The sequence below is a fragment of the Staphylococcus simulans genome (genome assembly GCF_003043455.1).
In the GTDB taxonomy this organism is placed as follows: Bacteria; Bacillota; Bacilli; order Staphylococcales; family Staphylococcaceae; genus Staphylococcus; species Staphylococcus simulans_A.
Window position 1 is genome coordinate 11,514 of the sequence record NZ_PZGG01000002.1, and the last position, 26,389, is coordinate 37,902.

Here is a 26,389-nt window from a genome sequence, read left to right on the forward strand (position 1 = left end):
TTTAAATTTACTGACAATTATATACCTTTAAGTGACCCTTTGGCAACGACAAATTTATAGTAACTCAGTTTAATGAAAATTAAAAAAGAAAGCCTGAGTTTCAATACCCAGACTTTCTCTCTTCTTACTTAACTAAATTGTGTTTCTCTAAATACTCTTTCGCCACATGATAAGGATCTTCATCTTTAACAGTAACTTTATAGTTCATTTCTTGCATCTCTTCATCAGTAATTTTACCTGCTAATTTATTAAGCGGTTTAATAATTTCTGGATGTTCTTTCAGATATTTCTCTTTAAACATTGGTGCACCTTGATATGGTGGGAATACATGTTTATCATCTTCTAGAATAACCATATCGTATTGTTTTAACTCTGCATCTGTTGAATAGGCATCAATTAAGTTAATGTCACCTTTTTCAACGGCTTGATAACGTAATTTGGGTTCCATTGTCCGTACTTTATTAAAGTTTAAATCGTACGCTTTAGAAATGGCTTTATAACCATCAGGACGGTCATTAAATTCTAATGTGAAGCCAGGTTTGATTTCACTTTCAACTTTATTTAAATCACCGATTGTTTTCAAACCATGTTTCTTCGCGAAGTCACGCTTTACAGCTAATGTATAAGTATTGTTGTATTTCATCGGTTTCAACATCGTCATATCTTCTTTTTTCTCTAAGCTTTGTTTTGCTTGTTCATAGACTTTAGCTTCTTCTTTGGATTTCAATGGTTCTTTAGTTAATTCACCTAGAACTGTTCCCGTAAATTCTAAATAACCATCAATATCGCCAGATTTTAAAGCGTTGAATAAGAATGATGTTTTACCCATGCCATCTTTAACATCCACTGTGTTGTCTGTTTCTTCTTCAATTAAAATCTTATACATATTTGTAATGATAGACGGTTCTGAACCAAGTTTACCGGCAATCGTAACTTTCTCACCTTTACCACCTAACATTGGAATAATAATGACAAGTGCTACAACTAACACGATTGTACCTAATGTAATCAATAACTTTTTATACGATAGTTTCTGCATGAAACGTAAAGCTAAATCGAAGACAATCGCTAAAATAGCAGCTGGAATCGCACCTAATAAAATTAATGAACTGTTGTTACGGTCGATACCTAATAAGATTAAATCACCAAGGCCACCTGCACCGATTAACGCTGCAAGTGTTGCAGTACCAATGATTAATACCATTGCTGTACGAATACCAGCCATAATAATCGGCATCGCAATCGGTAATTCAACTTTCGTCAAACGACGTCCAGGTTTCATTCCGATACCTTTCGCAGCTTCAACAAGAGAAGGGTCAACTTCCTTAATACCGGTATATGTATTACGAAGAATTGGCAGTAACGCATATACAACTAAAGCAATAATCGCTGGCACTGTCCCAATACCGAATAATGGAATCATTAAACCTAGTAAAGCAAGTGAAGGAATCGTCTGCATCACAGCAGCAACGTTGATGACCGCTTCAGAGAAATGCTTCGTCTTTGTCAGTAAGATACCAAGCGGTACCCCTATCAAACAAGCAATTAGCAATGCGATAAAAGAAATTTGCATATGTTCTAATAACGTACTCAGCAATTCTCCTTTTCGCTCTGAAAATGTTTGAAAGAATGCATTCATGATACGTCACCTCTCTTACTTTGAGCTAAAAACTTAAAGACATCTTCTCTTGTTAAGAGATGGTGCTGATCATGCTGCTTAATCACTACACTAGGATAATGTGTTAAATCTTCATATACTTTGTTTAAAGGCGTATCCGGCAACAACACTGGTAAATCATTTGGTGTATCAACTGTTTTAAGCTGTTTGCCTTGTAGAAGCTTTTCAAGTGTTAATTGAGACGTATCAGCATGGTCATATTGGTTAATAAACTGTCTTACAAAATCATTCTTAGGATGTTGCATAAAGCCATCTGGTGTATCGATTTGTTCTACACGTCCGTCATTAAACAAACAAATACGATCAGCTAATTTCATTGCTTCATTAATATCATGTGTCACAAAGACAATCGTTTTTCTGATTTTCGCTTGCAACTCAATCAAGTCTTCTTGTAAATTCGTACGACTAATCGGGTCTAAAGCACTAAAAGGCTCATCCATTAAAATCACTGGCGGATCTGCAGCTAATGCACGTACAACACCTACACGTTGACGTTGTCCGCCTGATAATTCATCTGGTTTACGATCGCGATATGTATCAGGATCTAGATTCACCATCTCAAGCAACTCATCAATGCGTTTGTCTATTTTTCCTTTGTCCCAACCTTTCATTTGCGGTACTTGGGCAATATTTTCCTTAACCGTCATATGCGGGAATAATGCGATTTGTTGAAGGACATACCCCATATCCCAACGCATTTCATAAACTGGAAAATCACTGATTGGCTTGCCCTTGAAATAAATATAACCTTTCGTCAAAGGAATTAATCTGTTAATCATCTTTAATGTTGTTGTTTTACCGCTGCCTGAAGGACCAATTAAAACGAAGAACTCACCTTCTTCAATGTTAAAAATGACATCTTCGACAGCCATTTTATTGCCGTATTGCTTCGAAACGTTTTTTAACTCAATCATGCATCGTCCACCCACATTCTTTTTCTATTTTAAAAAAGAACAGCAAGCTCACACTATCGTTAGCACAGTGAAACTTGCTGTTCTGTATTTAAATCTATTAAACTTGTGCTTTATAATTATGAATCGTTTCAATAAACTGAGGACAGTAATGTTTTAATTTATAACTGCCGACACCATCAATCGCAATCATTTCCTGTTTAGATTCAGGTTTACGTTTTGCGAATTCTTCAAGTGTAAAGTCTGTAAAGATACTAATTGGTGCTACATTTAATTTTTCACTGAGCTCTTGTCTGACTTGTACTAATGCATCAAACAATGCTCTATCGACACCTTCAATGGTATTGATATTGACTTTTTCACGAGATTTTTTCTTGAACGGTACGGTATAAATTTTTAAATCCTCACTTAGTATTTGCTTAACCTTTTTATCACAAGTTAAAACCTCATCATTTTCGTTTAAGAAGCCTTTGAAGCGCAATTCATCAATTAAATGACTGCATTCTGATGTTGTATATTCTTTCATAATACCGAATGTTGATAACTTATCGTATTGGTTATACTTGATGTAATCAGACAGTTCGCCTCTCAGCACTTGGATAATCACACCATAAGTCTCTTGTTGACGCATACGTACAATACAACTGATGATTTTCTTCGCTTCATTCGTCATATCATATGTTTTGTTTTCATTACGACAGTTACTACAACGGCCACATTCTTCTAATTTTTCATTTGGTTCAAAATAGTGAACCAATGTCGCTTCTAAACACTTCTTCGTTTTGGTATATTGAATCATCTTATTGAGTTTCTCACCCATTTTTTCTTTATAGTCATCATCACCCTTAGAAGATGAAATAAAGAATTGATGCAGATTAATATCACGTTCACTAAATAATAAGATACATTCACTAGTTAAACCATCTCGCCCTGCACGTCCTGCTTCTTGATAATAAGATTCTAAATCTCCAGGCATATTATAATGTATGACATATCTCACGTTAGATTTATCAATACCCATACCGAACGCATTCGTCGCAATTACTACTTTAATACGATCAAAGACAAAATCATTTTGCGCCTCATCACGTTCTTTATTCGTTAAACCTGCGTGATAAATAGCACTGCTGATTTTTTGGTCTTCAAACACTTGTTGTAGTTCTTCGACTTGTTTTCTTGTTGAACAATAAATAATTCCTGCTTGTTGTTGGTGTGCTTTGACATAATCCATCACAAATTTTTGCCTCTGATACGTTGGATTGACTTTAAAGACTAAATTAGGACGTTTGATACTCGTTTTGACTCGGTTCGCACTTGAGATATGCAGTCGTTCCATAATATCTCTTTGTACTTCTACAGTGGCTGTGGCTGTTAAGGCAGCAATCGCAAAGTCTTGCGGTAAGCAAAGCACTTTATCAATCACTTGTTGATAACTTGGTCTGAAGTCATGTCCCCACTTAGAAATACAGTGTGCTTCATCAAAAGCAACTAAGTGAATATCTAATCCATATAATAACTGCATAAATTGACGATTTTCAAAGCGCTCAGGTGCCGCGTATAAGAATTGAATCTTGCCTTGACGTAAATCTTCCTCAATCGCACGTTGTTCTTTTTGAGATAAACTGCTGTTTAAAAATGCAGCGTTAATCCCCATCGCTTTTAATTGATCGACTTGGTCTTTCATTAATGAAATTAATGGGCTAATCACAATTGTTACGCCGCCCATTATCAATCCAGGCACTTGATAACATAATGATTTACCGCCGCCAGTAGGTAATACCCCTAGCACATTCTTTTTGTCTAGTATTTTGGAAATAATCTCCCTTTGTCCTGGACGGAAATCTTTATATCCAAAATAGTGCGATAATGTCGTTTCCATAAAATTGACCCCTTATTGTTCTTTTAATTCTTCTAACTCGCTCCATCGTGTCATGTCATCTTCATATTGTGATTCTAATGCTTCTTTTTCAGTATTCAGCTCTTGAATTTTCGCATAATCATCACTCGCGTCTACCATCTCTTGTTCGATCTCTTCGAGACGTGCTTCTGTTTCTTCAATACGTTCCATAATCATGTCGTATTCACGTTTTTCTTTATAAGACAATCCCTTACGTTGTCTTTCTTTTTGAACTTTTGGTTGAGCTTTAGCAACTGCTTGTTGTTTCTCTTGTTCTTGTTTGTAGGTTTCATAATCTTCGAAACTGCCGATGACACGCTCAATTTGACCATCGTGCACATACCAATATTCTTGCGCAACTTTATTTAGGAAATAACGATCATGGCTGACAGTAATAACTGTGCCGCCGAAAGTCGCAATATAGTCTTCAAGAATAGTTAATGTTTCAGTATCTAAATCATTCGTCGGCTCATCAAGTAACAACACATTTGGTTGATGTACTAATAATCTCAGTAAATACAATCGTTTTTGTTCGCCACCGGAAAGCTTATAAACTTTTTTACCGTGCGTTGCGCTTGGGAATAAGAAACGTTCTAACAATTGCGTTACTGATACGGTTGTACCATCTTTTTCTTTCGCAACTTCACTTTCTTCTCTTAAGAAATCTATCACTCTGATATCTCTATCTAAACGTTCATCGGTTTGTTTAAAGTAAGCTGTTTTAACTGTTTGACCAATTTTCAGTTCTCCGCTAAAGTCTGTATCTTCTCCAGCTAATATATTTAATAACGTCGTCTTGCCTGCACCGTTAGGTCCGACAATTCCGATTTGTTGACCGTTTTGAATAATCTGTGTCACATGTTCAAATAACGTTTTATTCGCAATACGTTTCGACACATCATCTAGTTCAAAAACTTGTTTACCTAAACGAGAATGTGCCAAGTTCAATTGTCCGCTCTCACGTGTTGTTTGATTTTTAACTTGTGATTCTAAATCGCTGAATCGATTGATACGCGCCTGTTGTTTAGTTGTTCTTGCTTTAGCACCTGCGCGCATCCAAGCAAGTTCTTGTTTATATAAAGCACGTGCTTTTTGGTTTTGTTGCTGTTCAATTTGTTCGTTCTCGGCACGCATCGCGATATAGTCTTCATAATTTCCAGGATATGTCGTTAATTTACCTCTATCCAATTCAATAATACGTGTGGAAACTTCATTTAAGAAATAACGATCATGAGTTACAAATAATACAGTATGCGGATATTGTTTCACGTAGTTGATCAACCATTTAATCGAATCGAAATCTAAATGGTTAGTCGGTTCATCGAGTAATAATAGGTCTGGTTGTTCAATTAAGGTTTTAGCCAAAATAACACGCTTTTGTTGACCGCCTGATAAAGATTTAACCGATACAGACGTATCATGAATACCAAGTTTTGATAAAATCGTTTTAACTTCTGCACTATAGTCCCACGCTTCTGCTTGGTCCATTGCTTCTTGCATTTTCATCATGTGATTCAAGTTTTGGTCATTTTGCGTTTGGCTATATTGTTGTACCGCTTTTTCATAGTCTCTGATTAACTTTACAGTATCTGTGTCCGCACTCAAGACTTCTTCAAGTACTGTTCTGTCTTTAGTTAAATCTTGCTTCTGAGAAGAATAACGAATGCGATAGTCATTCGGACAATTCACTTCTGCTTCAAAGTCATCATCCAACCCTGCGATAACTTTCAATAATGTACTTTTACCTGTACCGTTAATCCCTACAAGTCCGATACGCTCATGCGCTGAAACAGATAAGTGCAAGTCATCAAAAATCACTTTATCTGCATAAGATTTATGTAAATGTTCAATTTTATACGCTTCCATGTTATGCCTCCACTTATGTTCAGTCCGTTCATTCAATTGAGTTTTCAACCTTTATCTCAATTTTCAGTTCTATATATTATACACCCTTTGCGCGTCAAAAGATACTGTTACAGGTTCATCTTAAGCGGATAATTGTATAAGTTTTGTAAAGGCGTAAATTCCAAAAAAAGCGGGCAAATCCTTAAGAGGATTCACCCGCTGTTGAAATGACTAAGTCATTGATTATTTTTTCTGAGAGCCTTTTGGTCCTGTTTTATATTGGTATTTAGATGGATTTACTTTTTCAAAATCCGGGTTCTTGTAGAATCTGAATAAGTCACCATTAAGAACGCTGTCACTCATTTCTAAGTCTTTCTCAACTTGTTGTTTATTTTTCTGCAAGTCAGCAGGTTCTTTTTCTAATGGTTCGTTCGTTTTATTATCAAATGCTCTACCATTCACATATTTATATTCAGGTGTGATAAAGTCACCGTTTCTGAATGGTACGACTTGTTTATGATCTTTAGATAATAAATCTGTACCTAACATTAAGAAGTTCTTAGTATTAATACCTTCTAAGTGAAGTAATGTCGGCATTACGTCAATTTGTCCACCATAAGTGTTGTCAACGCCGCCTTCTTTACCAGGCACTTTCATCCATAAACCAGTACGGTTCAAGTCCATAAATTTAGCTGGTGTAATTTCTTCCCCAATTAATTTTTCCATTGCTTTATTATGGTTTTCAGAAATACCATAGTGGTCACCGTAGATGACAATAACTGAGTCATCATAGATGCCTTGTTTCTTCAATTCATTGATATATTCTTCTAAAGCACTATCCATGTAGTTCGCTGTTTGTACATAACCGTCTACTGTCGCATCACCAGTGTTAGGTTTTTCAATTCCTGCTTCATCTGGTGATAATGTGAATGGATAATGGTTTGTCAATGTAATCAAGTGTGAATAGAATGGTTTTTTCATTTTAGATTGATATTCTGCTGATTCTTTAAAGAATGGTTTATCTTTCAACCCTAAGTTTTCAATGTTTTCAGGACTCATATCGTAGTAAGTCGCATCATAGAATTTATCAATACCGAAATGTTTGTAAACTTGATCACGGTTCCAGAATGTTTTGTAGTCACCGTGCATAACGTTGCTTGTGTAGCCACGTTTTTGATCAAGAATTGCTGGTAATGATTGATACGTATTAGAACCTTTCAATGAGTACGCTGAACCTTGCGGCAAGCCATATAAGCTGTTATCCATTGTGAATTCAGCATCTGATGTTTTACCTTGTCCAGTTTGGTGGAAGAAGTTTGGATAATATTTATAACCTTCTTGTCCTGAAGACAATTTGTTAAGGAAAGGTGTCACTTCTTTACCATTGACTTTTTTATTGATCAAGAAAGTTTGGAAACTTTCTAAATGGATTTTAATAATGTTTTTCTTTTTACCTGCACCATAATATTCTGGGTTAGGTTCTACTTCTGCTTGTCTTTGTTTTGTGTAGTTCAATACTTTTGTTAAATCATCTTCAGAGGCCATTGCTTTTTCTTGATGGTTTTGAATTGATTTCACACCATCATAAACTGTGAAGTTATAAGGGCCAAGATATTTAACTAAGTATTTATGGTCGAATGTACGTGTTAATAATTCAGGACGGTCAGTTTCTGCAAATGCTAAGTTCAAGAAGAATAAAGCAACTGAAACTGCCATTACAACTGGAACAAATTTCTTGCTGAAAGTACGTGTATCTAACCATTTTGATTTAAAGATCAAAATAAATAGATAAATGATTGTATCTAAGAAATACACGAAATCGTACCATTTGAATGACGCAGATACTGCGCCTCCCATAGATTCAACGTTACCTACTTGGTTTAAAGTACTGAATGTTAAAAAGTCTGAGAAGAATCTAAAGTAAACAACGTTTGCATATAGCAAGAAAGTTAATAAGAATCCGCCGATGAGCATAAACCAAAACGCCTTCTTACCTTTAAAGAACAAGAATACGCTTAGAATTAATGCGAGTAAGCTGTATGGATTCATTAACAAAATCAAGTTTTGGACTAATCCTTTAACTCCTAAAGAAAAATCAACATAATAAGCAAAGTATGTCTTCAAACTTACTGTTAAAACAGTCAGTAAGAAAAAGACAAAAATGCTTATTTTCTTTTTCTGCAGACTCATGTGTGTCTCCCCCGTTATTGTTATTTAGTATTCAATCAATCATCAAACAGTACCATTTCCCGTTTACATTTTAGTATTTGTTATAGAAAAGATTGCTGCTCAATGGCCAATCAATTAAAAGCGAAGCAGTCTTCAGCTGCTTCTAATCTCTGTATTTTCAGTTATTGCGTCATTTTTCATTTTAATTTCTCTAATTTATATTCATCAAAAATTTACATTGCCTACTTCTTTGTAACACTATTGTAACAAAAATCACGTAGTACAGTAACTAAATATAGAACATTTCACACGACATTTCAAGCGAAAACCCAGTCAAAATAAACATATTACACTTTATTTTTTCTATGTTAATTTAATGCTAAGCGAAGATAAAAAGCTTTCATAATGCATGTTAAGGTTGTTCGCTTTTATTTTGAATTCGGATTAATAATATAAAATTATACAGGAAGTCACACACGATTGAATCAGACTCCAGCCTTAGAATTAAGATATTTGTTTTATGCATTAAAAAAACTGAGAAAGCGACTATCTTTCTCAGTTGATTCATTCAAAGTAACGTATCATATTATTTATTCATTTCTTGCATCATACGGTATTCAATCCCATGAAACAGTTGTTGTAACCAACTGCTATATTTCATTAAGTTATTTTCCGCAGTATAAATATCAATATATTGGAATTTCAAACGTGCACCTTGTGGTTTTTGCGCAAGTTTTGTTAAATGATAGCTCGCAATCGTACCTAGTTGCGGATAACTTCCTAAAGTGTAGTGGTCATTCAATAAGATAATTGGTGATCCATCACGCTTCACTTGAATCGTACCACGTTTTACTGATTGGTGCGGTGGCATATCATCATAAAAGGCTTTAACTGGATCTCCTTCTAGAATCATCCCAGCACGATTTGCTTTACTAGTTACTTTATATTCACCATATGTAAAGCGATTTAAAGTTTCTTCATCAAAGTCCTCTGCCCCTTTATTTAATACTACATGGAACATATCAGACATATAGTTGAAAGAAAGTGCGTAACCATCAATACCCCAATCTGTTTTATGTGTTACTTTCAAGTTATCGAATAACTTCAGATGACGCTTAGTATAGTTGCGTTTCATATTAATCGCATCGCCTGCTTGCAATGCACGACCTTCGTAACCACCAATTTTAGATAAGAAATCTGTTGAAGTTGAGCCTAGCCACTCTTCAAGTTCTACGCCGCCGCCGATTGCTAAATAGACACGAGACGTACGGTTAGATTCAGAGAACTGTAAGACATCGCCTTTTTCCACTAAATACAATTTATTTGGCAAAATACGCATGTTTTGTGTCCATGCTTTAAAATTACCGCCAGAAAGCGCAATTAATGTCGGTTCAGTAAATCGAATACGGGCCATTTTAGTCGTCATCTCTAATGTTGCTTCATTTTTATCATTCGCAACCAAGCGATTCGCAATTTCATGTGCTAAGAAATCAATTGCACCGCCAGGAATGACACCATCATGCTCGTAACCTTGACGGCCAAAGTCTTGGAAGCTTGAAAAAAGTCCTGGATTTTCAATTATGATTGACATGATTCACGGCCTCCTACAGTTTCGTTTTCAGGTTCAGCTGGCGTGAACCGTACAGTGTCGCCTAATTTTAACAAAGTGAAATCTTCTTTTTCTGGGTTGAATAAACGAACAGGTGTATAACCGATCACAAGCCAGTCACCGTATGTATCAGTTGTGACTACACCACATTTCTTACCTTCAAGGATAACAGAACCTGCTGGAATAAATTTCTGTTCATCTCCTGTATGGTTAACATAAATACGTTCATTTAATCCTGTTAAATACGGGAATCCTGGTGAATAGCCCATCATAGATACGAAGTATGTTTTATTCGCATGCAATGAAATGAACTCTTCTTCGCTCATTCCGAAGTATTCTACCAATTCTGCTAAATCCGGGCCATACTCGCCCCCATAATAAACTGGTAATTCTACAGGCATTTTTACCGCATCCCCATGTCTCACTTCGATTTTGATAGAGTGCAGTAAGTCTGTCATATATTGGAATGGTGAGGTAATATGATGATGCTTCATCATATCTCGTGCATTATAGACAATCATCATATCAGATTCAGTCGGCACGATTTCTGTAATAAATGGATAATTTTGTTCTAATAGATAAGAACGTAATGCTAACAGATCTTCTGTTGTATGTTGTGTGACTTCTTTTTCCACAGAAACCACAATTGCTTTGTCACCTTGACTATAAATTTTCATAATGCACCTCTAGTCTTCATTGATTATAAAAGATATTAAGTAACCTCAAAATATACGTCATCATCATCTTCATAAAGTAATATATGAGCACGAGTTGGATAAGCAGCATTACACCAACAACGGCTTTTGCTGCTAAAGGTTTCTGTTGTTGTAGGAAATAGCGTGCCAACCGCTTCGCAACCCATATTACCGCAACGATTAATATCAGGACAATTCCAATCATGCTGTCACCTTTTTATACCCTTCTGCTACTTTCAAGTTTAATCATACTTAATTTTAAAGATTAATCTGTATCTCGGCAACCTCTCGCAAGCTATTTATCAAGAAAAGCTCCGCTTCATGTGATTCTAATTTTTCTCTTAACTCATCTATCGTATAATCTTTTTCTTCCACTTTACCCTCGTCTAATAACTGTTCACGCATGCATCCTTTTAAGAAATCATTTTCAAAACAGGGCGTATAGTATTTACCTTCTTCTTTAACCAATACATTGCCGATATCAAATTCTAAAACTTTACCTTGCAAATTATAAAAAAGTACGACATCAGTTTCATGAAGATGTTCTACATGTTCACGATGAGACGTTTTATTGACATATTGCCAATTTGGATAATCCGAACGCATCAATTGCGCTTGAGCAGTGAAGCTACTTTTTTCAGGCAAGTCGACACATTGATAAGTCAGTTCGCCAGATTCATCTGCCATGACTTTCAAACGATAGATGCCTGTTGGATATTCATTTTTAATACCTGCGATAAACGCTTCCCATTTAACTTCAGGTAATGGGATAGAAAGTTGCTTCGCTGACTGTAAAATACGCGCTTTGTGATAATCTCGACGTGGAATTTTTCCTTCGGATAATCGCATTGTCTCAAATAAATACATCATTATCACTCCAATATTCTAGTTTTCGCTTCAAACTCTGCGACTTCTGCTTCTGGATCTGAATCAATCGTGATACCTGCACCTACACCATAGACTGCTTCGCCTTCAATATACTGCACTGTACGTATCGGCACATTAAATATGGATGGACCGTTTGGAATCATTAACCCGATGGTACCACAATAAACATGTCGCGGTGTACCTTCTAATGCTTTAATATAGCGCATTGTATTTAATTTAGGTGCACCAGTAATCGAACCGCATGGAAAGAGTGCAGTCAAAATACGATGTAATGAAGTTGCTTTCGGCAATTGCCCTGTGACCATACTCGTCATTTGAAAGACGGTTTGATAACGTTCAATATGAAACGGTTGATACACTTTTACACTACCTGGCTTTGAAATACGTGCAATATCATTACGTAATAAATCAACAATCATTACATTTTCTGCTTGATCCTTTTTAGACTGTGCTAATTGTTGATAATAATAGTCATCCTCTGTTTTATCTTTCCCTCTCGGCATAGTCCCTTTCATCGGTTTACTCAATACCACATCTTCCATATTCTTAAAGGAACCTCTTTGAAAGAACAGTTCAGGAGAAATTGATGCGATTTGTAATTCATCTGTATCAAGCAATGCTGTGTAGTTGCCATGACTGCTTCGTGTTAAATAATCATACATCTCGCTAATCGGCATACGAATGCGGTCATACATACGTGTTGTGTAATTCACTTGATATGTATTACCTTCTACAATTGCTGCTTGAACTTGTTGGATATGTTGAATCATAGTTGATTTAGTCAAGCGGAACTCAAAGTGCGGACGTGCAAATATAGTCTTATCTTTTACTTCTTCCCTTGTTTCAGGCACTTCAAATATATAGGCTGCTGCGTAAACATAATTGGAAGTTTCAGGTAGATGAACTGCCATTTCAGAATTAAAGGCAGGTGCTGCTTCATAAGGTAAGTACACACAAACAAAATGTCCCGATAGTTGCGCGTGTTCAGCGAAATCAATAACTTCATGTACTTCACTTAAATCATAAGCAATCTTCTGTTCTAAAATAGTATTAAAACTATATTGATACTGCTTACAATCTGTTTCATCTGTGTAATATCTATAATTAAAGTGCGCGTGCAATGTTTTCACCTGCCTGTTGAAGAAATAGTCTGATTTGTGCATGGCCGTATTCACTTAAGATAGATTCAGGGTGATATTGCACACCATAAATCGGATAACTTTTATGCGCCACTGCCATCACAATTTGTTCTTCATTATATGCTGTAACTTCTAGCTCACTTGGCATACGCAATGCATCTGCACATAAGGAATGATAGCGCATGACATAAAATTGCTTAGGCAACCCAGCAAAAATGCCTTGCTCATTTGTCGTAATCAACGTCGTGTGTCCATGCACAGGACGTGAACTATGAATAATAGCGCCGCCATAATGTTCAACCATTAATTGAAATCCTAAACATACACCTAAAATAGGTACACTGTCTTCAAAGTTATTAATGACATCATGTAAAATCGGATAATCACTTGGACTTCCTGGGCCTGGGGAAATCACAATCGCATGTGGCTGCATTGTTTTCAATGCCTCTATATTTACATCATCCACATCAATAACTCTCACATCTTCATTACTTTCTGTTTTCAGATAATCTACTAAGTTATATGTAAATGAGTCTTTGTTGTCTATCATTATAATCATACTCAACTTGTCCCCTTACTCAACATTCTATTTGTTTCGTCGAACAATGCTTTTAACTTCATTTTACAAGATGTCACATGATTTTGTAATAGCAGAAGCAGAGACACCTTGATTTTACCTAGGAAATATATTATTCTATCTATCGACATAGAAACACAGAGGTTCCTAGCTGATACCCTCTATAAAAAACTAGACTTTTACTTTCAATCGTCTATCTTTTATAGAGATAGTCAATATACTACGTCATTGTCTATATCAACTCGAACCTAAAAGCGTTATTTTGAATTATCAAGATACACGCACTTTAGCGTTCGAGTTTTTTTATTGATTTAGCTAGGTCATCACTTTAAAGGAGAGATTGACTTATGGCACCCCATAAACTTGATGATGATAAAGCACTCGTCGTTTTCAGCGGCGGACAAGACAGTACGACTTGTCTCTTTTATGCGAAGGAAAAATTTAAAGAAGTAGAACTTGTGACTTTCCAATATGGTCAACGTCACGATACTGAAATTGAAGTCGCAAAACAAATTGCACAAGAACAAGGATTAAAACATCACATTTTAGACATGTCTTTATTATCTCAACTCACACCGAATGCGTTAACTCAACATGATTTACAAATTGAAGATACTGATGATGGTGTACCGAACACCTTCGTTCCAGCACGCAACTTATTATTCTTATCATTTGCAGGTGCTTTAGCTTATCAGATTAAAGCACGTCATATTATTACTGGTGTATGTGAAACAGACTTTTCTGGATATCCAGACTGTCGCGATGATTTTGTGAAATCCATGAATGTCACATTAAATTTATCGATGGATAAGAATTTTGTGATTCACACACCACTGATGTGGTTAGATAAAAAAGAAACTTGGGCATTAAGTGATGAACTTGGTGTCTTAGATTATGTAAGATATAACACATTGACTTGCTATAACGGGATTATCGCAGATGGCTGCGGTGAATGTCCGGCTTGTCAATTACGTGCACGCGGTTTAAACGCTTATTTAGCAGAAAAAGGAGTGAACTGATTTGTTACAACAAATTTATCCAACAGTTGTCCATCCCTATGCTTTCGAATTAAATAAAGACTTCCATTTCGCAGCTGCACACTATATTCCTTGCGAAGATGCAGGTAAATGTGTACGTACACATGGCCACACATATTTTGTTAACTTGACTATCGTTGGTGACGAGCTTGATCATAGTGGTTTCTTAATCAACTTTGCAGCGTTGAAAAAGCAAATTCATGAACAGTTTGATCATTATTTATTAAATGATTTACCGCAGTTCAAAGATAAAATGCCATCTACTGAAGTGGTTGCACAAACCATTTGTCAGCTTACAGAAGAGATTTTAGAAAAACAGCCGAACCGCCCTAAATGTGCACAAGTTTATTTACGCGAAACACCATCCAGCTATGTGGTTTATCGTCCTAAGGAGTTCCGTCATGGCTAAAATTCCAGTATTAGAAATTTTCGGACCGACCATTCAAGGTGAAGGACGCGTTATCGGGCGTAAAACAATGTTTGTGCGGACTGCTGGCTGTGATTATCGATGCAGCTGGTGTGATTCCAGTTTCACTTGGGATGGCAGTATGAAAGATGAAATTCAAATGATGACTGCAGAAGAAATTTATGACCGTCTTTATGAAATCGGCGGTGATTGCTTTAATCACGTCACAATTTCAGGTGGTAACCCTGCGTTAATCAAAGGGATTCAAGATTTAGTAGACCTTTTTGAAGAAAAAAATATCGAAAGTGCCTTAGAAACACAAGGCAGTCGTTTTCAACCATGGATGCGTCAAATCAATGATTTAACCATCAGTCCTAAACCGCCGAGTTCAGGTATGAAACCGAACTTGCAAATACTAGATGAAGTGATTGATCAATGTGTTAAAGAAACATTAAATCTTAAAGTTGTTGTCTTTGATGATGAAGATTATGCATTCGCTAAACAAATGCACCATCGTTATCCAGATATCCCATTTTATCTACAAGTCGGCAATCCTTACTTAGATGATGAAGTAGAAAATCATACAGCACGTTTACTTAAACGTTACGAGGATTTGGTAGAAAAAGTCATGCAAAGCAACGATATGAATCAAGTCTATGTTTTACCACAACTGCATACATTACTTTGGAGTAATATGAAAGGTGTTTAAGTTTCGGGCTGCAGAATGCCCGAGCTTTTTTAGTTTTAAAGTGTTTTCAAATGCTTAAATGTACTGAAATTGGTATAATATTCCAGTGAATATTAGAAGTCAGGAGACGCACCCTATGCTCATATACATAATTATCAACATTGCGATTATATCAGCTTCCATTTTGATTGATATGTATTTACAATCTAACAATCAAGTCAAATTAAGTACGATTCTTATTGCAGTTTCTATAAACAGTGTAATTAATCTTATCGTTATCGGAAAGTTTGATTTTATTTCGCATGCGATGGTGGCTTTTATACTAATCTGGACATTACTTGCGCTGTTGACTGATCGGAAGTTTAAACCTATTACATTTAAAACCCAAAAATTTATGGCCTTTATAGTCTTCACTTTATTGAGTCTCTCATTATTCATCGTATTCAATACAAGTGAGAAATCCTTTTATATGTCAGTTCCATATTTAGCACCTGTTTTCTTTATAATCGGCGCATCTTTCATCTTCTTAACCATCTTTCAAAGTTCAGAAGATACAACTTTTCGTAGTTATTTTATGAAAAACAAACCTAAATCACTGACAATCGGTACACTATTAATTATTATTTCATTCCTTGTAATGAATTTATTAACTCCTTTTTGGTATGTTTACCTTATTATTTACTTAATATTAATTTTATTTATGTTGTGGACAAAACCTTTCTACAAAAATTTTGATTAATGATGATTATTCTATACGAATTAGTGGTATTAGATAACAAGTACAATAAAAAAGTATTGTCAGTATTGAATTAGGAGGCTACTATTATGGGATTAATATTAATGATTATCGTCGGAGGCCTAATCGGTTGGTTAGCCGGCGCAATTTTAGGTAAAGATATTCCAGGAGGAATCTTAGGTAACATTATTGCTGGTATTGTCGGCGCTTGGTTAGGCTCAGCAATCTTTGGTGATTGGGGGCCATCACTAGGCGGTATTGCGATTTTCCCAGCATTAATCGGTACAATTTTATTAATTGTAATCCTTTCATTAATCTTGGGTGCAATCCACAAAAACAAAAGAAAATAAGACTTAGTACTTAATGAGTATTAATTACTAACTTGCAGCAGCATCATTCATTTGAATGGTGTTGCTGTTTTTTGTTTCATTTTATTAAATAACCTTTAATTTAATTGCGCATCATTTTCTCTTTAATAGTATTACATATCTTTTGTTTGATACAATGAAGAAAAAGTAGAAGGAGTGCGAATCATCTTGAAGAAGAATGTGAAGTTGAATAACGATGTTAAAATCCCCCGTATTGGCTTAGGAGTCTACAAAATTGATGAAACACATATGGAATCTGCTGTAAAAGCTGCTGAAGACTCAGGTTATCGTGCTTTCGATACAGCTTATTTCTATTTCAATGAAAAGGAATTAGGCGAAGCAATTAAAAATAGCAAAGTTCCACGCGAAGACCTCTGTATTACGTCAAAGCTGTGGAATGATTATCAAGGTTATGACAGCACAAAAGCTTACTTTGAGAAATCATTAGAAAATCTTGGCGTAGATTACTTAGATATGTTTTTAATTCATTGGCCATGTGAAGCAGACGGCTTATTTATTGAAACATATCAAGCAATGGAAGAACTTTATAAAGAAGGACGTGTTAAAGCAATCGGCGTCTGCAACTTCCAACAACATCACCTAGAAAAATTAATGGAACATACTGAAATTGTACCTGCAGTCAATCAAATCGAATTCCACCCATACTTAAATCAACAAAATTTACAAGATTTCTGTGATAAACACGGGATAAAAGTCACAGCTTGGATGCCTTTAATGCGTGGACGCGGTTTATTTGAAGATCCAGTCATCGCAAAACTAGCTGAAAAATATGAAAAAACACCAGCGCAAATCATCTTAAATTGGCATTTAATGCATGATAGAATTGTAATTCCTAAGTCTCAAACTCCTTCAAGAATCAGTGAAAACTTTGAAGCAATCGGCTTTGAATTACGAGAGAAAGACGTTAAAAAAATCGATCAATTAAATCAAAACTTACGCCAAGGCAAACATCCTGATGATGTTAGAATTGGCACACTAAAATAATTGTCTCTTAAACATCCATTTTATAAGCAAGAACATATTGCGTTGAATCAATGTATTATGTTCTTGCTTTTATACGTCTATTTTACTTTCTTACTGATATTGGGAATCATTTTCAATTATTCAGAAATTTGTCACAAATGATTGATTTACAGTTCCTTTACACTTATAGTATCAAAGGTAACATTTTTCTTGTGCATTTTAATATTAATAGCCCTTCTTTGCGTTACTTTAATCTCTATACAGGTAAATTTATAATAAATTTCCTTGAAGTTTTTGTAAGTATTACAATAATACTTTTAATTTAGAACACTTTTTGTTTTTATTTATCACTATTCTTCTTATAATAGAGGTGAGTCGAAAAGGAGCGTATATTATGATTACTAAAACTGATATTGTGGCGAACGTTGTGACAGATTATCCTAAAACTGCTGATATCTTCAAACGTTCTGGTATAGATTTTTGTTGTGGCGGCCAAGTTTCTATTGAAGAAGCTGCGAAAGATAAAAAGAGAGTTGTTTTAGAAGATTTATTAGCTGAACTTGATGAAGCAAGTAAACAAAATGCCGGAGGACAAGGTTTAAATCCAAAATATTTAAGCATCCCTTCTTTAATTCAATACATCCAAGATGCATACCATGAACCAATGAAAGAAGAGTTCAAAAACTTAACACCTTATGTGACTAAACTTGCGAAAGTTCATGGTCCAAGTCATGAGTACTTATTAGAATTGAAAGATTTATATACAACATTTAAAAACAACATGCTAGAACATACACAAAAAGAAGATGAAAAAGACTTCCCTCAACTTATCGCATTTGCAAATGGAGAAAATGTTGACAATGTAGAAGCGATTATCGAAGATTTAACTGCAGATCACGATAGTACAGGCAATTTATTACGTAGAATGAATGAAATCACAAATGATTTCCAACCACCTATTGAAGCATGCGGTACTTGGCGTTTAGTATACACGCGTTTAGCTGCGTTAGAAAACGCAACTTTACAACACGTACATTTAGAAAACCATGTTTTATTCGAAAAATGTCGTGAACAATTACAACAAGGCTAATTAACATTTATATTTAGCATGAATATTTATATAACTAAACAGACAAGGCTGAAGATGTAACGATATCTTCAACCTTGTCTGTTTTTCTTTTTAATTCATTAGAGGCTCGTTCTTCTCTTTTATTTTAATACTTACTTTTATTTTCTATGTTTCTTCTTGCACTTCTACTGCTTTATAATTTTGGCAACGATACTATCATCGTAGTCCCTACTTCAGGTTCACTTTCAACTTGAATCGTACCGCCGATTTGTTTTACAAGTTCTTGTGTAATATATAATCCTAAACCAGAACCCCCAGTATGATAATTTCTGGAATCTTCAACTCTGAAAGTGCGTTCAAAAATACGCTTGATATCTTCTTTCGCAATTCCGATACCTTTGTCTTTGATGTAAACTTGAATATGTTTGTCGCTTTCTGCAAGACAAATATAAATCGGACTCCCAGACGGCGAGAAGTTCATCGCATTATCAATTAAATTGGTAATAATACGTTCTAAAGGTTGCGGATATTGTTTGAAAGGTGCTAGCTTATCACAAAACTTAACTTCTAAATGTCTGTTGTCTATTTTCATGCGTTGTTCATAGCCGTTTAGTATATTCAATAACAATTGATCAATTTGAATCATTTCTACTACATACGTATTCGGAGCATCTAACGTTGCGACATGTGTTAACTCATCAAACATTTTAGATAGGCGATTAGATTGTTTGATTAAGGTATCATAGGCTTCTTGACAATCCGTTTGTGAGTGAACGACGCCATCTTTTAAAGCTTCTGAATACGAAATAATACAAGAGAGCGGTGTTTTTAAATCATGCGCTAAGTTTTGAATCAACTCATACTTCTCTTGTTGTTCTGATTTGATTTGTGCCATTTGTTTGGTAATCTCATGTGCCATTTTATTAAAGGAATGACTCAGTTCTTTAATTTCTCTCGGCGAAGTAAATTGTGTAGGTTCCATCTCGTAGTTACCATCTGCGACTTGTTTCGTTCTGACATTAAAATGCTTAATCTTTTGAACAAGCGGTGTTAAAAAGAAACTGCATATAAATAAAGTTAAACAACTCGATACAATAGCACTAATCGTCAATAATACAGTTGTATGACCATTAAACAACATAAGTTTATATGCGATGCCAAGTATGGTAGAGGCCAATAATACACTGGATAATACACCAATAATTACTTGTGTTCGGATTGAAAACATTTAGTCTACTTTCCTTTCGAACTTATAACCCAGACCCCAAACTGTGGTAATGGTATATGCATCGAAATGAAATTGTTCGAACTTTTCCCTGATGCGATGTATATGTACATTGACTGTACTCGCATCTTCGTAATAATCATAACCCCATACTTCTTCTAACAATTGCGATTTAGATATCGCTTGATTTTCATGTGTTGCTAAATACCACAACAATTCAAATTCTTTAATTCTCAAGTTAACTATAGCTCCATTAATTTCTACACTTTTCTGCTGATCATTCAACTTTAAAGTATCAAATGTTAGAGCAGTTTGTGCTGTCTGGCTGCGCTTAACACGGCTTAACAAATTATTTGCACGCAACACGAGTTCTCTGGGACTGAAAGGCTTCTTCAAATAATCATCCGCGCCGAGTGTCAAAGCATAAATAGTATCATGTTCTTTCGTTTTTGCAGACATGTAAATAAACGGAATGTCGAGTTGTCGTTGCTTCATTTCTTTAATCACTTCATAACCATCTACATTCGGCATCATGATATCTAAAATGATTAAATCGATTGACGGATCAAGCTGGTTCAAAGCATCTTCTCCATTATGTGCGGTTAATACTTTATAACCTTCATATTCAAAATAAGTTTGGCAGATGTCGACCATGTCTTGTTCATCATCAACGATTAAGATTGTGTTCACGTCTTGTATCACCTTTTTCTTTAATATATGCGATTACAGCACTCAATGAAATTTGTTTTAATAAGTTTTTATTCATTAACAATATAATAAAGAGTGCTAATTGAACAGGATACGTAAATATCATATCTGATAAAATATAATTTAGCATAACAAAGGCGCCAAAGAAACTTGCAATATGTGACAGAATTCCTAATATTAACCCTAAACCAATCGCAATTTCCCCTAAAGGTATAATTACATTAAAGACGGGAGCACTGTGCGCAACAATATGTTCAAAAAAGAGTTTGAACCAGACAGGAGAATCTTCATTCTTAATCACAACAGGTATCAGCGGTTCTATTTTAAAACCACCTGTTAACTTCTCCCAACCTTGAGCTAAAATATAACCGCCGGCTACGATGCGTATTAAAAATAAAATTACGAGTTCAATCGTACGTAGATAACGCTTCATAAAATCACTTCTTTTCTCGTTGAATTATTACTATAATGTTCTATTTTACTTTTGCGGCACCGAAGATAACGTGTGCTTTCTTACAATAAATAGTCACTTCATTATATTGATCTAAATCTGCATCTTTGATGTCGAAAGTTTGAGTTGGTTTATTATAATCCACCATTTCTAGTTGTTTACCTTCTTTGATATTGCCGTCTTTTGTCAGATAGACATATAAATCTGGACCTTTCGCAGATTTAAAATCAGTCAACTTAATTTGATGATTTTCAATTTTAACGTGACCAGATACTTCTTCTTCACCTGATTTAAACTCACCTGTCAGCACTTTGTGATAATCATGTTTGTGTTCATGTGAAGTCTGTTCCGTTTTCTCTTTTGGCTGTTCATCCTTTTGATTATTACAACCTGCTAAAGCAATACTAGTTGCTAAAAGTGTTGTGGCTAATACATATACTTTACTATTCATTATAAACCCTCATTTCATTTTATTTTTGTAATGATTAAGCTTATTATAAATGAGGGTTATATATCATACCATTAACTATTTATTAACTAAGTTATAACTTCAATTCATGTCAGATTTGTGTCTGAACACTAAAAAACCCTTTTAAACCTAGCACTCTCAGTGCGGTCTAAAAGGGTTCTGACTGTGTTTCGATTATTCATCGTTATCTCTTTTACTTCTTTTATTATTGCTATCATCGTCTTCATCTTCTTCTGAAAGAGACTGACGTTCAGCGTTATATTCATATTTTAAAATGACTGTGATGATTTGGTGATTTTCAATATCTGAAATAATCCAGCGATCAAAATACGTATCGACGTAGTCATTTTTCTGTAAGTTCGTGTTATGTGCTTGTAACCATCCACCGATGGTATCGATATCTTCAGAATCATCAAACTCAATACCTAATTGATCTGTTAAATCTTCTAGCAACACACGACCATTGATTTGGTATGTGTCATCATTTAATTTAATCACATCATTTACTTCATTATCATCAAATTCATCACGGATTTCACCCACGATTTCTTCTAAGATATCTTCCATTGTTAAGATACCAGCAGTTCCGCCATATTCATCAATTACTAAACTGATGTGTACACGTTCGCGTTGCATTCTGATTAATGCATCACTAATACGTGTTGTTTCTGAAATCAACGGTAATTCATGAATATAATTTGCAATCTTGATAGGCTTGCCTGAAGCATATTCTGTTAAGAACTCCTTCACATTAATAAAGCCTTTGATATGGTCTTTGTCGCCGTCTTCTGTAATTGGGTAACGGGTAAATTGGTATTCTCTAAGTGTCTCTAACAATTCGTCTACAGTAAAAGGTTCATTTAAAGTGACCATTTGTGTTCTTGGAACCATGACATCTTTCGCTTGTCTCTCATCGAATGAGAAAATATTTTGCATATAAGCAAGTTCTGTCTGGTTAATCTCACCGCTGTTATAGCTGTTGTTGATAATCATTTTAATTTCTTCTTCTGACATCGCGTCATTATTTTCATCTGGATCAATACCAAATAGACGGATAATCATACGTGCTGAACCATTCATTAACCAAATTAACGGTTTCATGATTAAGCCGAAATAATAAAGCGGACGTGCATAAAGTAACGCAACTTTCTCAGTGTGCTGAATCGCAAATGTCTTTGGTGCTAACTCACCTAATACTACATGCAGATATGTCACAACTAAGAATGAAATAACGATTGAAATAGTTGTATTTAATGCATCAGGTAATGGTATCAGTTCAAAAATAGGATGTAATAATTTAGAAAAGACAGGTTCACCTAACCAACCTAGTCCTAAAGATGTAACAGTGATACCTAGCTGACATGCTGATAAATAATAGTCAAGATTTGATATCATTTTCTTAACGACAGCTGCACTGCCGTTACCTTCTGCAACCATTTCTTCAATTTTAGTAGCTCTGACTTTCACCAAAGCAAATTCTGATCCAACAAACACAGTAGTCAGTGCGATTAAAAATATAAATATTAACAAGTTTATTATGGTCGTACTATCCAATTAGTTCCCTATTGCTAGGGATTCACCTCCAAGTTATATGCCGCTATGTACGGCAATGATGTTTAGCGCATCGTTTTGAGCAATGTGACAAATGCTTAGTTCATCCTTCCCATTTCCACAGCGACACCTCCCAACTAGCGTAAAATCTAACAAGATTATCATATCATAATCACTATTGAAATAGTAATTTTTTCAGACTGAATTCAAGTTATTTTTTTGTATTTTATGATACCTCTTTAAAAATAAAAATAAACAGCTAAGAAGCGAGTCAGCCCGATAAACAGGCTGTCTCTCTCTTAACTGTTTATTCGAATATACATTTACCTACCACAGTAAATTAGATTCGTGATGCGTGTCATTTCTAATAGCACGCCTTTACTATAATGCGCTAAATCCTCGTAAAATTCAACTCATTATTCATCCATTGATTCAGATGCGGCAATTTCGTCTGCTGTCGGTTTACGTTTAAGGAATCCATAAATAACTGCAGAAATCGCTGCGCCGACTAAAATGGCTAGAATCGTTTGTAATGAGTGTGAGAAGTCCGTACCTAAGATAACAAAGATACCGCCATGCGGTGCACCGATAGATGAACCTAAACCAAGAGCAATCGCACCACCGATACCTGAACCTACCATCATAGATGGGATAACACGAATCGGGTCAGCTGCCGCAAATGGAATCGCACCTTCTGTAATGAATGATGCCCCCATCACAAAGTTAGGCAAGATTGAACCACGTTGTGTTTTTGTAAACTTACGTTTAAAGAACAACATTGAAAGAGCTAACGCAATCGGTGGAATCATACCGCCGACCATTGCTGCTGTAATAGGTGCAGCGTTACCTTCTGTTAATGCTGCTGTTGCGAAGACATAAGCTGCTTTGTTAAATGGACCACCCATGTCAATTGCCATCATAGCACCAATGACTAAACCAAGTAACATGATATTTGTACCTGATAAACTGTTTAAACCATTTAATAATAAATGATTGACCCAAGCTGCTGGTGGATTAAATACATAAACCATCAACAGACCTGTAATTGTTACAGATAGAATTGGATAAATTAATGTCGGTTTTAAACCTTCAAGTGATTGTGGCATACGACGCGTCATCACTTTGATACCTTCTGTTAAATAACCTGCTAAGAAACCGGCAATAATACCGCCGATAAATCCAGAGTCACCGCTCATTGCTAACATACCACCAACTAAACCAGCTGCCATACCTGGTTTTTCAGCAATACTACGAGCAATGAATGCTGATAGAATTGGAATAATTAAGAAGAACGCACTGTTCTTACCAATGTTCCACAGTTGTTCTGCGAATGCATTATACTCTGAAGATTTCGGGTCGAATGAGTTTGGCCCGAATAAGAATACAATTGCCATTAAAATACCACCGGCAATTACTAATGGCAACATGTTAGAAACACCATTCATCAAGTGTTTATAAATCGTTTTGCCGACACTTTGTTTTTCTTGTTTACCGCTTGCTTGACCTTTACCTCTGCCTTCTCTAGCTTTAAATGGTGTGCGGTCTGTCGCTAAAGCAAGGTCGATTAGTTCTTCAGGACGTTTGATGCCGTCAGCAACTGGCACTTCCACAACATTTTTACCATCGAAACGATCTGTTTCTACATGCACGTCTGCTGCAACAATGACACCTTGTGCTTTATCGATATCTTCAGCAGTTAAACGGTTTTTAATACCACTTGAACCATTTGTTTCAACTTTCATTTTGACGCCCATTTTCTTCGCTTGTTTCAATAAAGCGTCTTTCGCCATATACGTATGTGCAATACCTGTTGGACAAGCCGTCACACCGATAACATAAGGTTCTTCTGAAGAAGTTTCTTCTTTTGTTTCAACAGGTGCTGCTTCCTCTTCTTCGTCTGGCGCTTCATCATCTGCACGATCGATAATTGCTAAAACTTCATCTGGTGTTTCAGCATTTAATAATGCTTTTCTGACTTCGTCATCCATTAAGACGCCTGACAATTTAGCTAAAGCGTCTAAATGTGTTTGTGCTCCGCCTTCAGGTGCTGCAATCATAAAGAATAAGTGTGCAGGTTGTCCGTCTAAACTTTGATAATCTACACCTGCTTTAGATTTACCGAAGGCAATCGCTGGTTTTTTCACCGCGTCAACTTTCGCATGCGGAATCGCAATCCCTTCACCAATACCTGTTGTACTTTGTCCTTCACGTGCCATAATCGCATCTTTAAATGCTTTGACATCACTTAAAATACTCGCATGATCTAATTGATCCACTAAGGCATCAATGACACCTTCTTTAGATGTCGCATTTAAATCCATCGCGATTGTCTCTCGCGTTAACAATTCAGTGATTCTCATATTTTTCTCACTCCTATTTTAAGTCCGTTAATTCAATTTCAGAACGTACTTTTTCTATCATTTCCTTGTTCGCTAAATCTTGACTGAATGCTGTTGCTGTTCCTGAAGCTACCGCATTTCTAAAAGCTTCATGTACATTAAATCCTTGTGCTAAGCCTGCTAACATCCCTGCGACTGTACTATCTCCTGAACCGACTGTATTCAATACATTACCTTTCGGCACAGAAGCTTTAATACAATGTTCAGCATCGATATAAATCGCGCCGTCACCGCCTAATGAAACAATGACTGCTTGTGCACCTTTATCAAGAATAGCTTTGCCATATGTCACTACATCTTTATCAGAAGTGATTTTTGTATCAAACATCACTTCAAGTTCATCTTTATTCGGTTTAATAAAGAATGGATTATAAGGCAATACTGTTTCGACTAAATCTTTTTCAGCATCTACAACTAATTTTGCGCCTGTCATTTGTGTGATTTTCGCAATCTGTTCATAAGCATCACCAGGAATACTTTTCGGTACACTTCCTGCCACAACAACCGTATCATCAGTGTTCGTATTTTTTATTTGTGTTAACAACCCTTCAAACGCTTGGTTTGAAATTGCGGGTCCTCCTGCGTTGATTTCTGTTTCTTGACCAGATTTTAATTTCACATTGATTCTTGTGTCTTCTTCTACTTCAATGAAGTCATTTTTTATACTTGCTTGTTGTAACGCATCTTGGATAAATTTCCCAGGAAATCCACCAACAAATCCTAATGCAGTCGAAGGTGTTTCTAAAGTGTTCAGCACACGCGAAACGTTAATCCCTTTGCCTCCTGCAAATTTATACGTTTCTTTGGCACGGTTAAGTCCGCCTTCTTGAAACGTGTCTACTTTCATAATGTAATCAATCGATGGATTGAAAGTTACTGTATAGATCACT

At 35.6% G+C, this 26,389-nt stretch carries 24 protein-coding genes; 7 read left to right on the forward strand and 17 right to left on the reverse strand.

Going from position 1 to position 26,389, the window contains the following annotated elements; genetic code table 11:
• Window positions 1–124: 124 nt before the first annotated feature.
• The 10 genes from BU038_RS00545 to BU038_RS00595 all read right to left on the reverse strand — a co-directional run bounded on the left by BU038_RS00545 (window position 125) and on the right by BU038_RS00595 (window position 13,390).
• The gene (locus tag BU038_RS00545) at window positions 125–1,639 is read right to left on the reverse strand and encodes an ABC transporter permease/substrate-binding protein (RefSeq protein ID WP_107604345.1); all 1,515 of its coding nucleotides are present in this window, start codon (window positions 1,637–1,639) and stop codon (window positions 125–127) included.
• Entirely contained in the window at window positions 1,636–2,592 is a 957-nt protein-coding gene (locus BU038_RS00550) for an ABC transporter ATP-binding protein (protein WP_107604346.1), read from the reverse strand. Before BU038_RS00550 ends, BU038_RS00545 begins: the two co-directional genes overlap by 4 nt.
• Window positions 2,593–2,689: 97 nt before the next feature.
• The gene (gene recQ / locus BU038_RS00555; protein WP_107604347.1) at window positions 2,690–4,468 is read right to left on the reverse strand and encodes a DNA helicase RecQ; all 1,779 of its coding nucleotides are present in this window, start codon (window positions 4,466–4,468) and stop codon (window positions 2,690–2,692) included.
• A gap of 12 nt (window positions 4,469–4,480) precedes the next feature.
• The gene (locus BU038_RS00560; protein WP_107604348.1) at window positions 4,481–6,352 is read right to left on the reverse strand and encodes an ABC-F family ATP-binding cassette domain-containing protein; all 1,872 of its coding nucleotides are present in this window, start codon (window positions 6,350–6,352) and stop codon (window positions 4,481–4,483) included.
• 222 nt (window positions 6,353–6,574) lie between these two features.
• A complete protein-coding gene (ltaS, locus tag BU038_RS00565) occupies window positions 6,575–8,521 on the reverse strand; it encodes a polyglycerol-phosphate lipoteichoic acid synthase LtaS (protein ID WP_107604349.1) in 1,947 nt (648 codons plus the stop codon).
• A gap of 565 nt (window positions 8,522–9,086) precedes the next feature.
• Window positions 9,087–10,091, reverse strand: a complete 1,005-nt coding sequence (locus BU038_RS00570; protein WP_107604350.1) for a biotin-dependent carboxyltransferase family protein — start codon at window positions 10,089–10,091, stop codon at window positions 9,087–9,089.
• Window positions 10,079–10,786 (reverse strand): 5-oxoprolinase subunit PxpB, encoded by a 708-nt coding sequence (pxpB, locus tag BU038_RS00575; RefSeq protein WP_107604351.1) that lies wholly within the window; start codon window positions 10,784–10,786, stop codon window positions 10,079–10,081. The genes BU038_RS00570 and pxpB overlap by 13 nt, the downstream gene beginning before the upstream one ends.
• 276 nt (window positions 10,787–11,062) lie before the next feature.
• Window positions 11,063–11,671, reverse strand: a complete 609-nt coding sequence (locus BU038_RS00585; protein ID WP_241963119.1) for an aminotransferase class IV — start codon at window positions 11,669–11,671, stop codon at window positions 11,063–11,065.
• 5 nt (window positions 11,672–11,676) lie between these two features.
• Window positions 11,677–12,813: a chorismate-binding protein gene (locus tag BU038_RS00590; RefSeq protein ID WP_107604354.1), complete on the reverse strand. Its 1,137-nt coding sequence runs from the start codon at window positions 12,811–12,813 to the stop codon at window positions 11,677–11,679.
• Window positions 12,797–13,390: an anthranilate synthase component II gene (locus BU038_RS00595; protein ID WP_107604355.1), complete on the reverse strand. Its 594-nt coding sequence runs from the start codon at window positions 13,388–13,390 to the stop codon at window positions 12,797–12,799. Before BU038_RS00595 ends, BU038_RS00590 begins: the two co-directional genes overlap by 17 nt.
• 365 nt (window positions 13,391–13,755) lie before the next feature.
• Here BU038_RS00595 and queC point away from each other — a divergent pair, with 365 nt between their 5' ends.
• The 7 genes from queC (at window position 13,756) to scdA (ending at window position 18,717) form a co-directional block, all read left to right on the forward strand.
• The gene (queC, locus tag BU038_RS00600) at window positions 13,756–14,427 is read left to right on the forward strand and encodes a 7-cyano-7-deazaguanine synthase QueC (protein ID WP_107604356.1); all 672 of its coding nucleotides are present in this window, start codon (window positions 13,756–13,758) and stop codon (window positions 14,425–14,427) included.
• A 1-nt stretch (window position 14,428) separates the two neighbouring features.
• Window positions 14,429–14,854 carry a 6-carboxytetrahydropterin synthase QueD gene (gene queD / locus BU038_RS00605; RefSeq protein WP_107604357.1) on the forward strand — a complete coding sequence of 142 codons (426 nt, stop codon included), beginning with the start codon at window positions 14,429–14,431 and terminating at the stop codon, window positions 14,852–14,854.
• Window positions 14,847–15,560 carry a 7-carboxy-7-deazaguanine synthase QueE gene (gene queE, locus BU038_RS00610; protein WP_107604358.1) on the forward strand — a complete coding sequence of 238 codons (714 nt, stop codon included), beginning with the start codon at window positions 14,847–14,849 and terminating at the stop codon, window positions 15,558–15,560. Before queD ends, queE begins: the two co-directional genes overlap by 8 nt.
• A 115-nt stretch (window positions 15,561–15,675) precedes the next feature.
• Window positions 15,676–16,278 carry a hypothetical protein gene (locus BU038_RS00615; RefSeq protein ID WP_107604359.1) on the forward strand — a complete coding sequence of 201 codons (603 nt, stop codon included), beginning with the start codon at window positions 15,676–15,678 and terminating at the stop codon, window positions 16,276–16,278.
• Window positions 16,279–16,361: 83 nt separating this feature from the next.
• Entirely contained in the window at window positions 16,362–16,625 is a 264-nt protein-coding gene (locus BU038_RS00620; protein ID WP_031262612.1) for a GlsB/YeaQ/YmgE family stress response membrane protein, read from the forward strand.
• Between the two features lie 183 nt (window positions 16,626–16,808).
• Window positions 16,809–17,648, forward strand: a complete 840-nt coding sequence (locus BU038_RS00625) for an aldo/keto reductase (protein ID WP_428843584.1) — start codon at window positions 16,809–16,811, stop codon at window positions 17,646–17,648.
• A gap of 373 nt (window positions 17,649–18,021) precedes the next feature.
• On the forward strand, window positions 18,022–18,717 hold the full coding sequence (scdA, locus tag BU038_RS00630; RefSeq protein ID WP_107604361.1) for an iron-sulfur cluster repair di-iron protein ScdA: 696 nt from the start codon (window positions 18,022–18,024) through the stop codon (window positions 18,715–18,717).
• Window positions 18,718–18,889: 172 nt separating this feature from the next.
• Here scdA and BU038_RS00635 read toward each other — a convergent pair whose 3' ends face one another.
• The 7 genes from BU038_RS00635 to pfkB all read right to left on the reverse strand — a co-directional run bounded on the left by BU038_RS00635 (window position 18,890) and on the right by pfkB (window position 26,388).
• Complete coding sequence (locus BU038_RS00635) at window positions 18,890–19,924, reverse strand: HAMP domain-containing sensor histidine kinase (RefSeq protein ID WP_107604362.1); 1,035 nt, start codon at window positions 19,922–19,924, stop codon at window positions 18,890–18,892.
• Complete coding sequence (locus BU038_RS00640; RefSeq protein ID WP_428843585.1) at window positions 19,925–20,575, reverse strand: response regulator transcription factor; 651 nt, start codon at window positions 20,573–20,575, stop codon at window positions 19,925–19,927.
• 13 nt (window positions 20,576–20,588) lie between these two features.
• Window positions 20,589–21,062: a DoxX family membrane protein gene (locus tag BU038_RS00645; RefSeq protein WP_107604364.1), complete on the reverse strand. Its 474-nt coding sequence runs from the start codon at window positions 21,060–21,062 to the stop codon at window positions 20,589–20,591.
• A gap of 40 nt (window positions 21,063–21,102) precedes the next feature.
• Window positions 21,103–21,531 carry a DM13 domain-containing protein gene (locus tag BU038_RS00650; protein WP_107604365.1) on the reverse strand — a complete coding sequence of 143 codons (429 nt, stop codon included), beginning with the start codon at window positions 21,529–21,531 and terminating at the stop codon, window positions 21,103–21,105.
• 192 nt (window positions 21,532–21,723) lie between these two features.
• Window positions 21,724–23,103, reverse strand: coding sequence for a hemolysin family protein (locus BU038_RS00655; RefSeq protein ID WP_107604366.1), 1,380 nt, complete (start codon window positions 23,101–23,103; stop codon window positions 21,724–21,726).
• A gap of 413 nt (window positions 23,104–23,516) precedes the next feature.
• Complete coding sequence (locus BU038_RS00660) at window positions 23,517–25,460, reverse strand: PTS fructose transporter subunit IIABC (RefSeq protein ID WP_107604367.1); 1,944 nt, start codon at window positions 25,458–25,460, stop codon at window positions 23,517–23,519.
• A gap of 13 nt (window positions 25,461–25,473) precedes the next feature.
• Window positions 25,474–26,388: a 1-phosphofructokinase gene (gene pfkB / locus BU038_RS00665; protein WP_107604368.1), complete on the reverse strand. Its 915-nt coding sequence runs from the start codon at window positions 26,386–26,388 to the stop codon at window positions 25,474–25,476.
• Between the last annotated feature and the right edge of the window lies 1 nt (window position 26,389).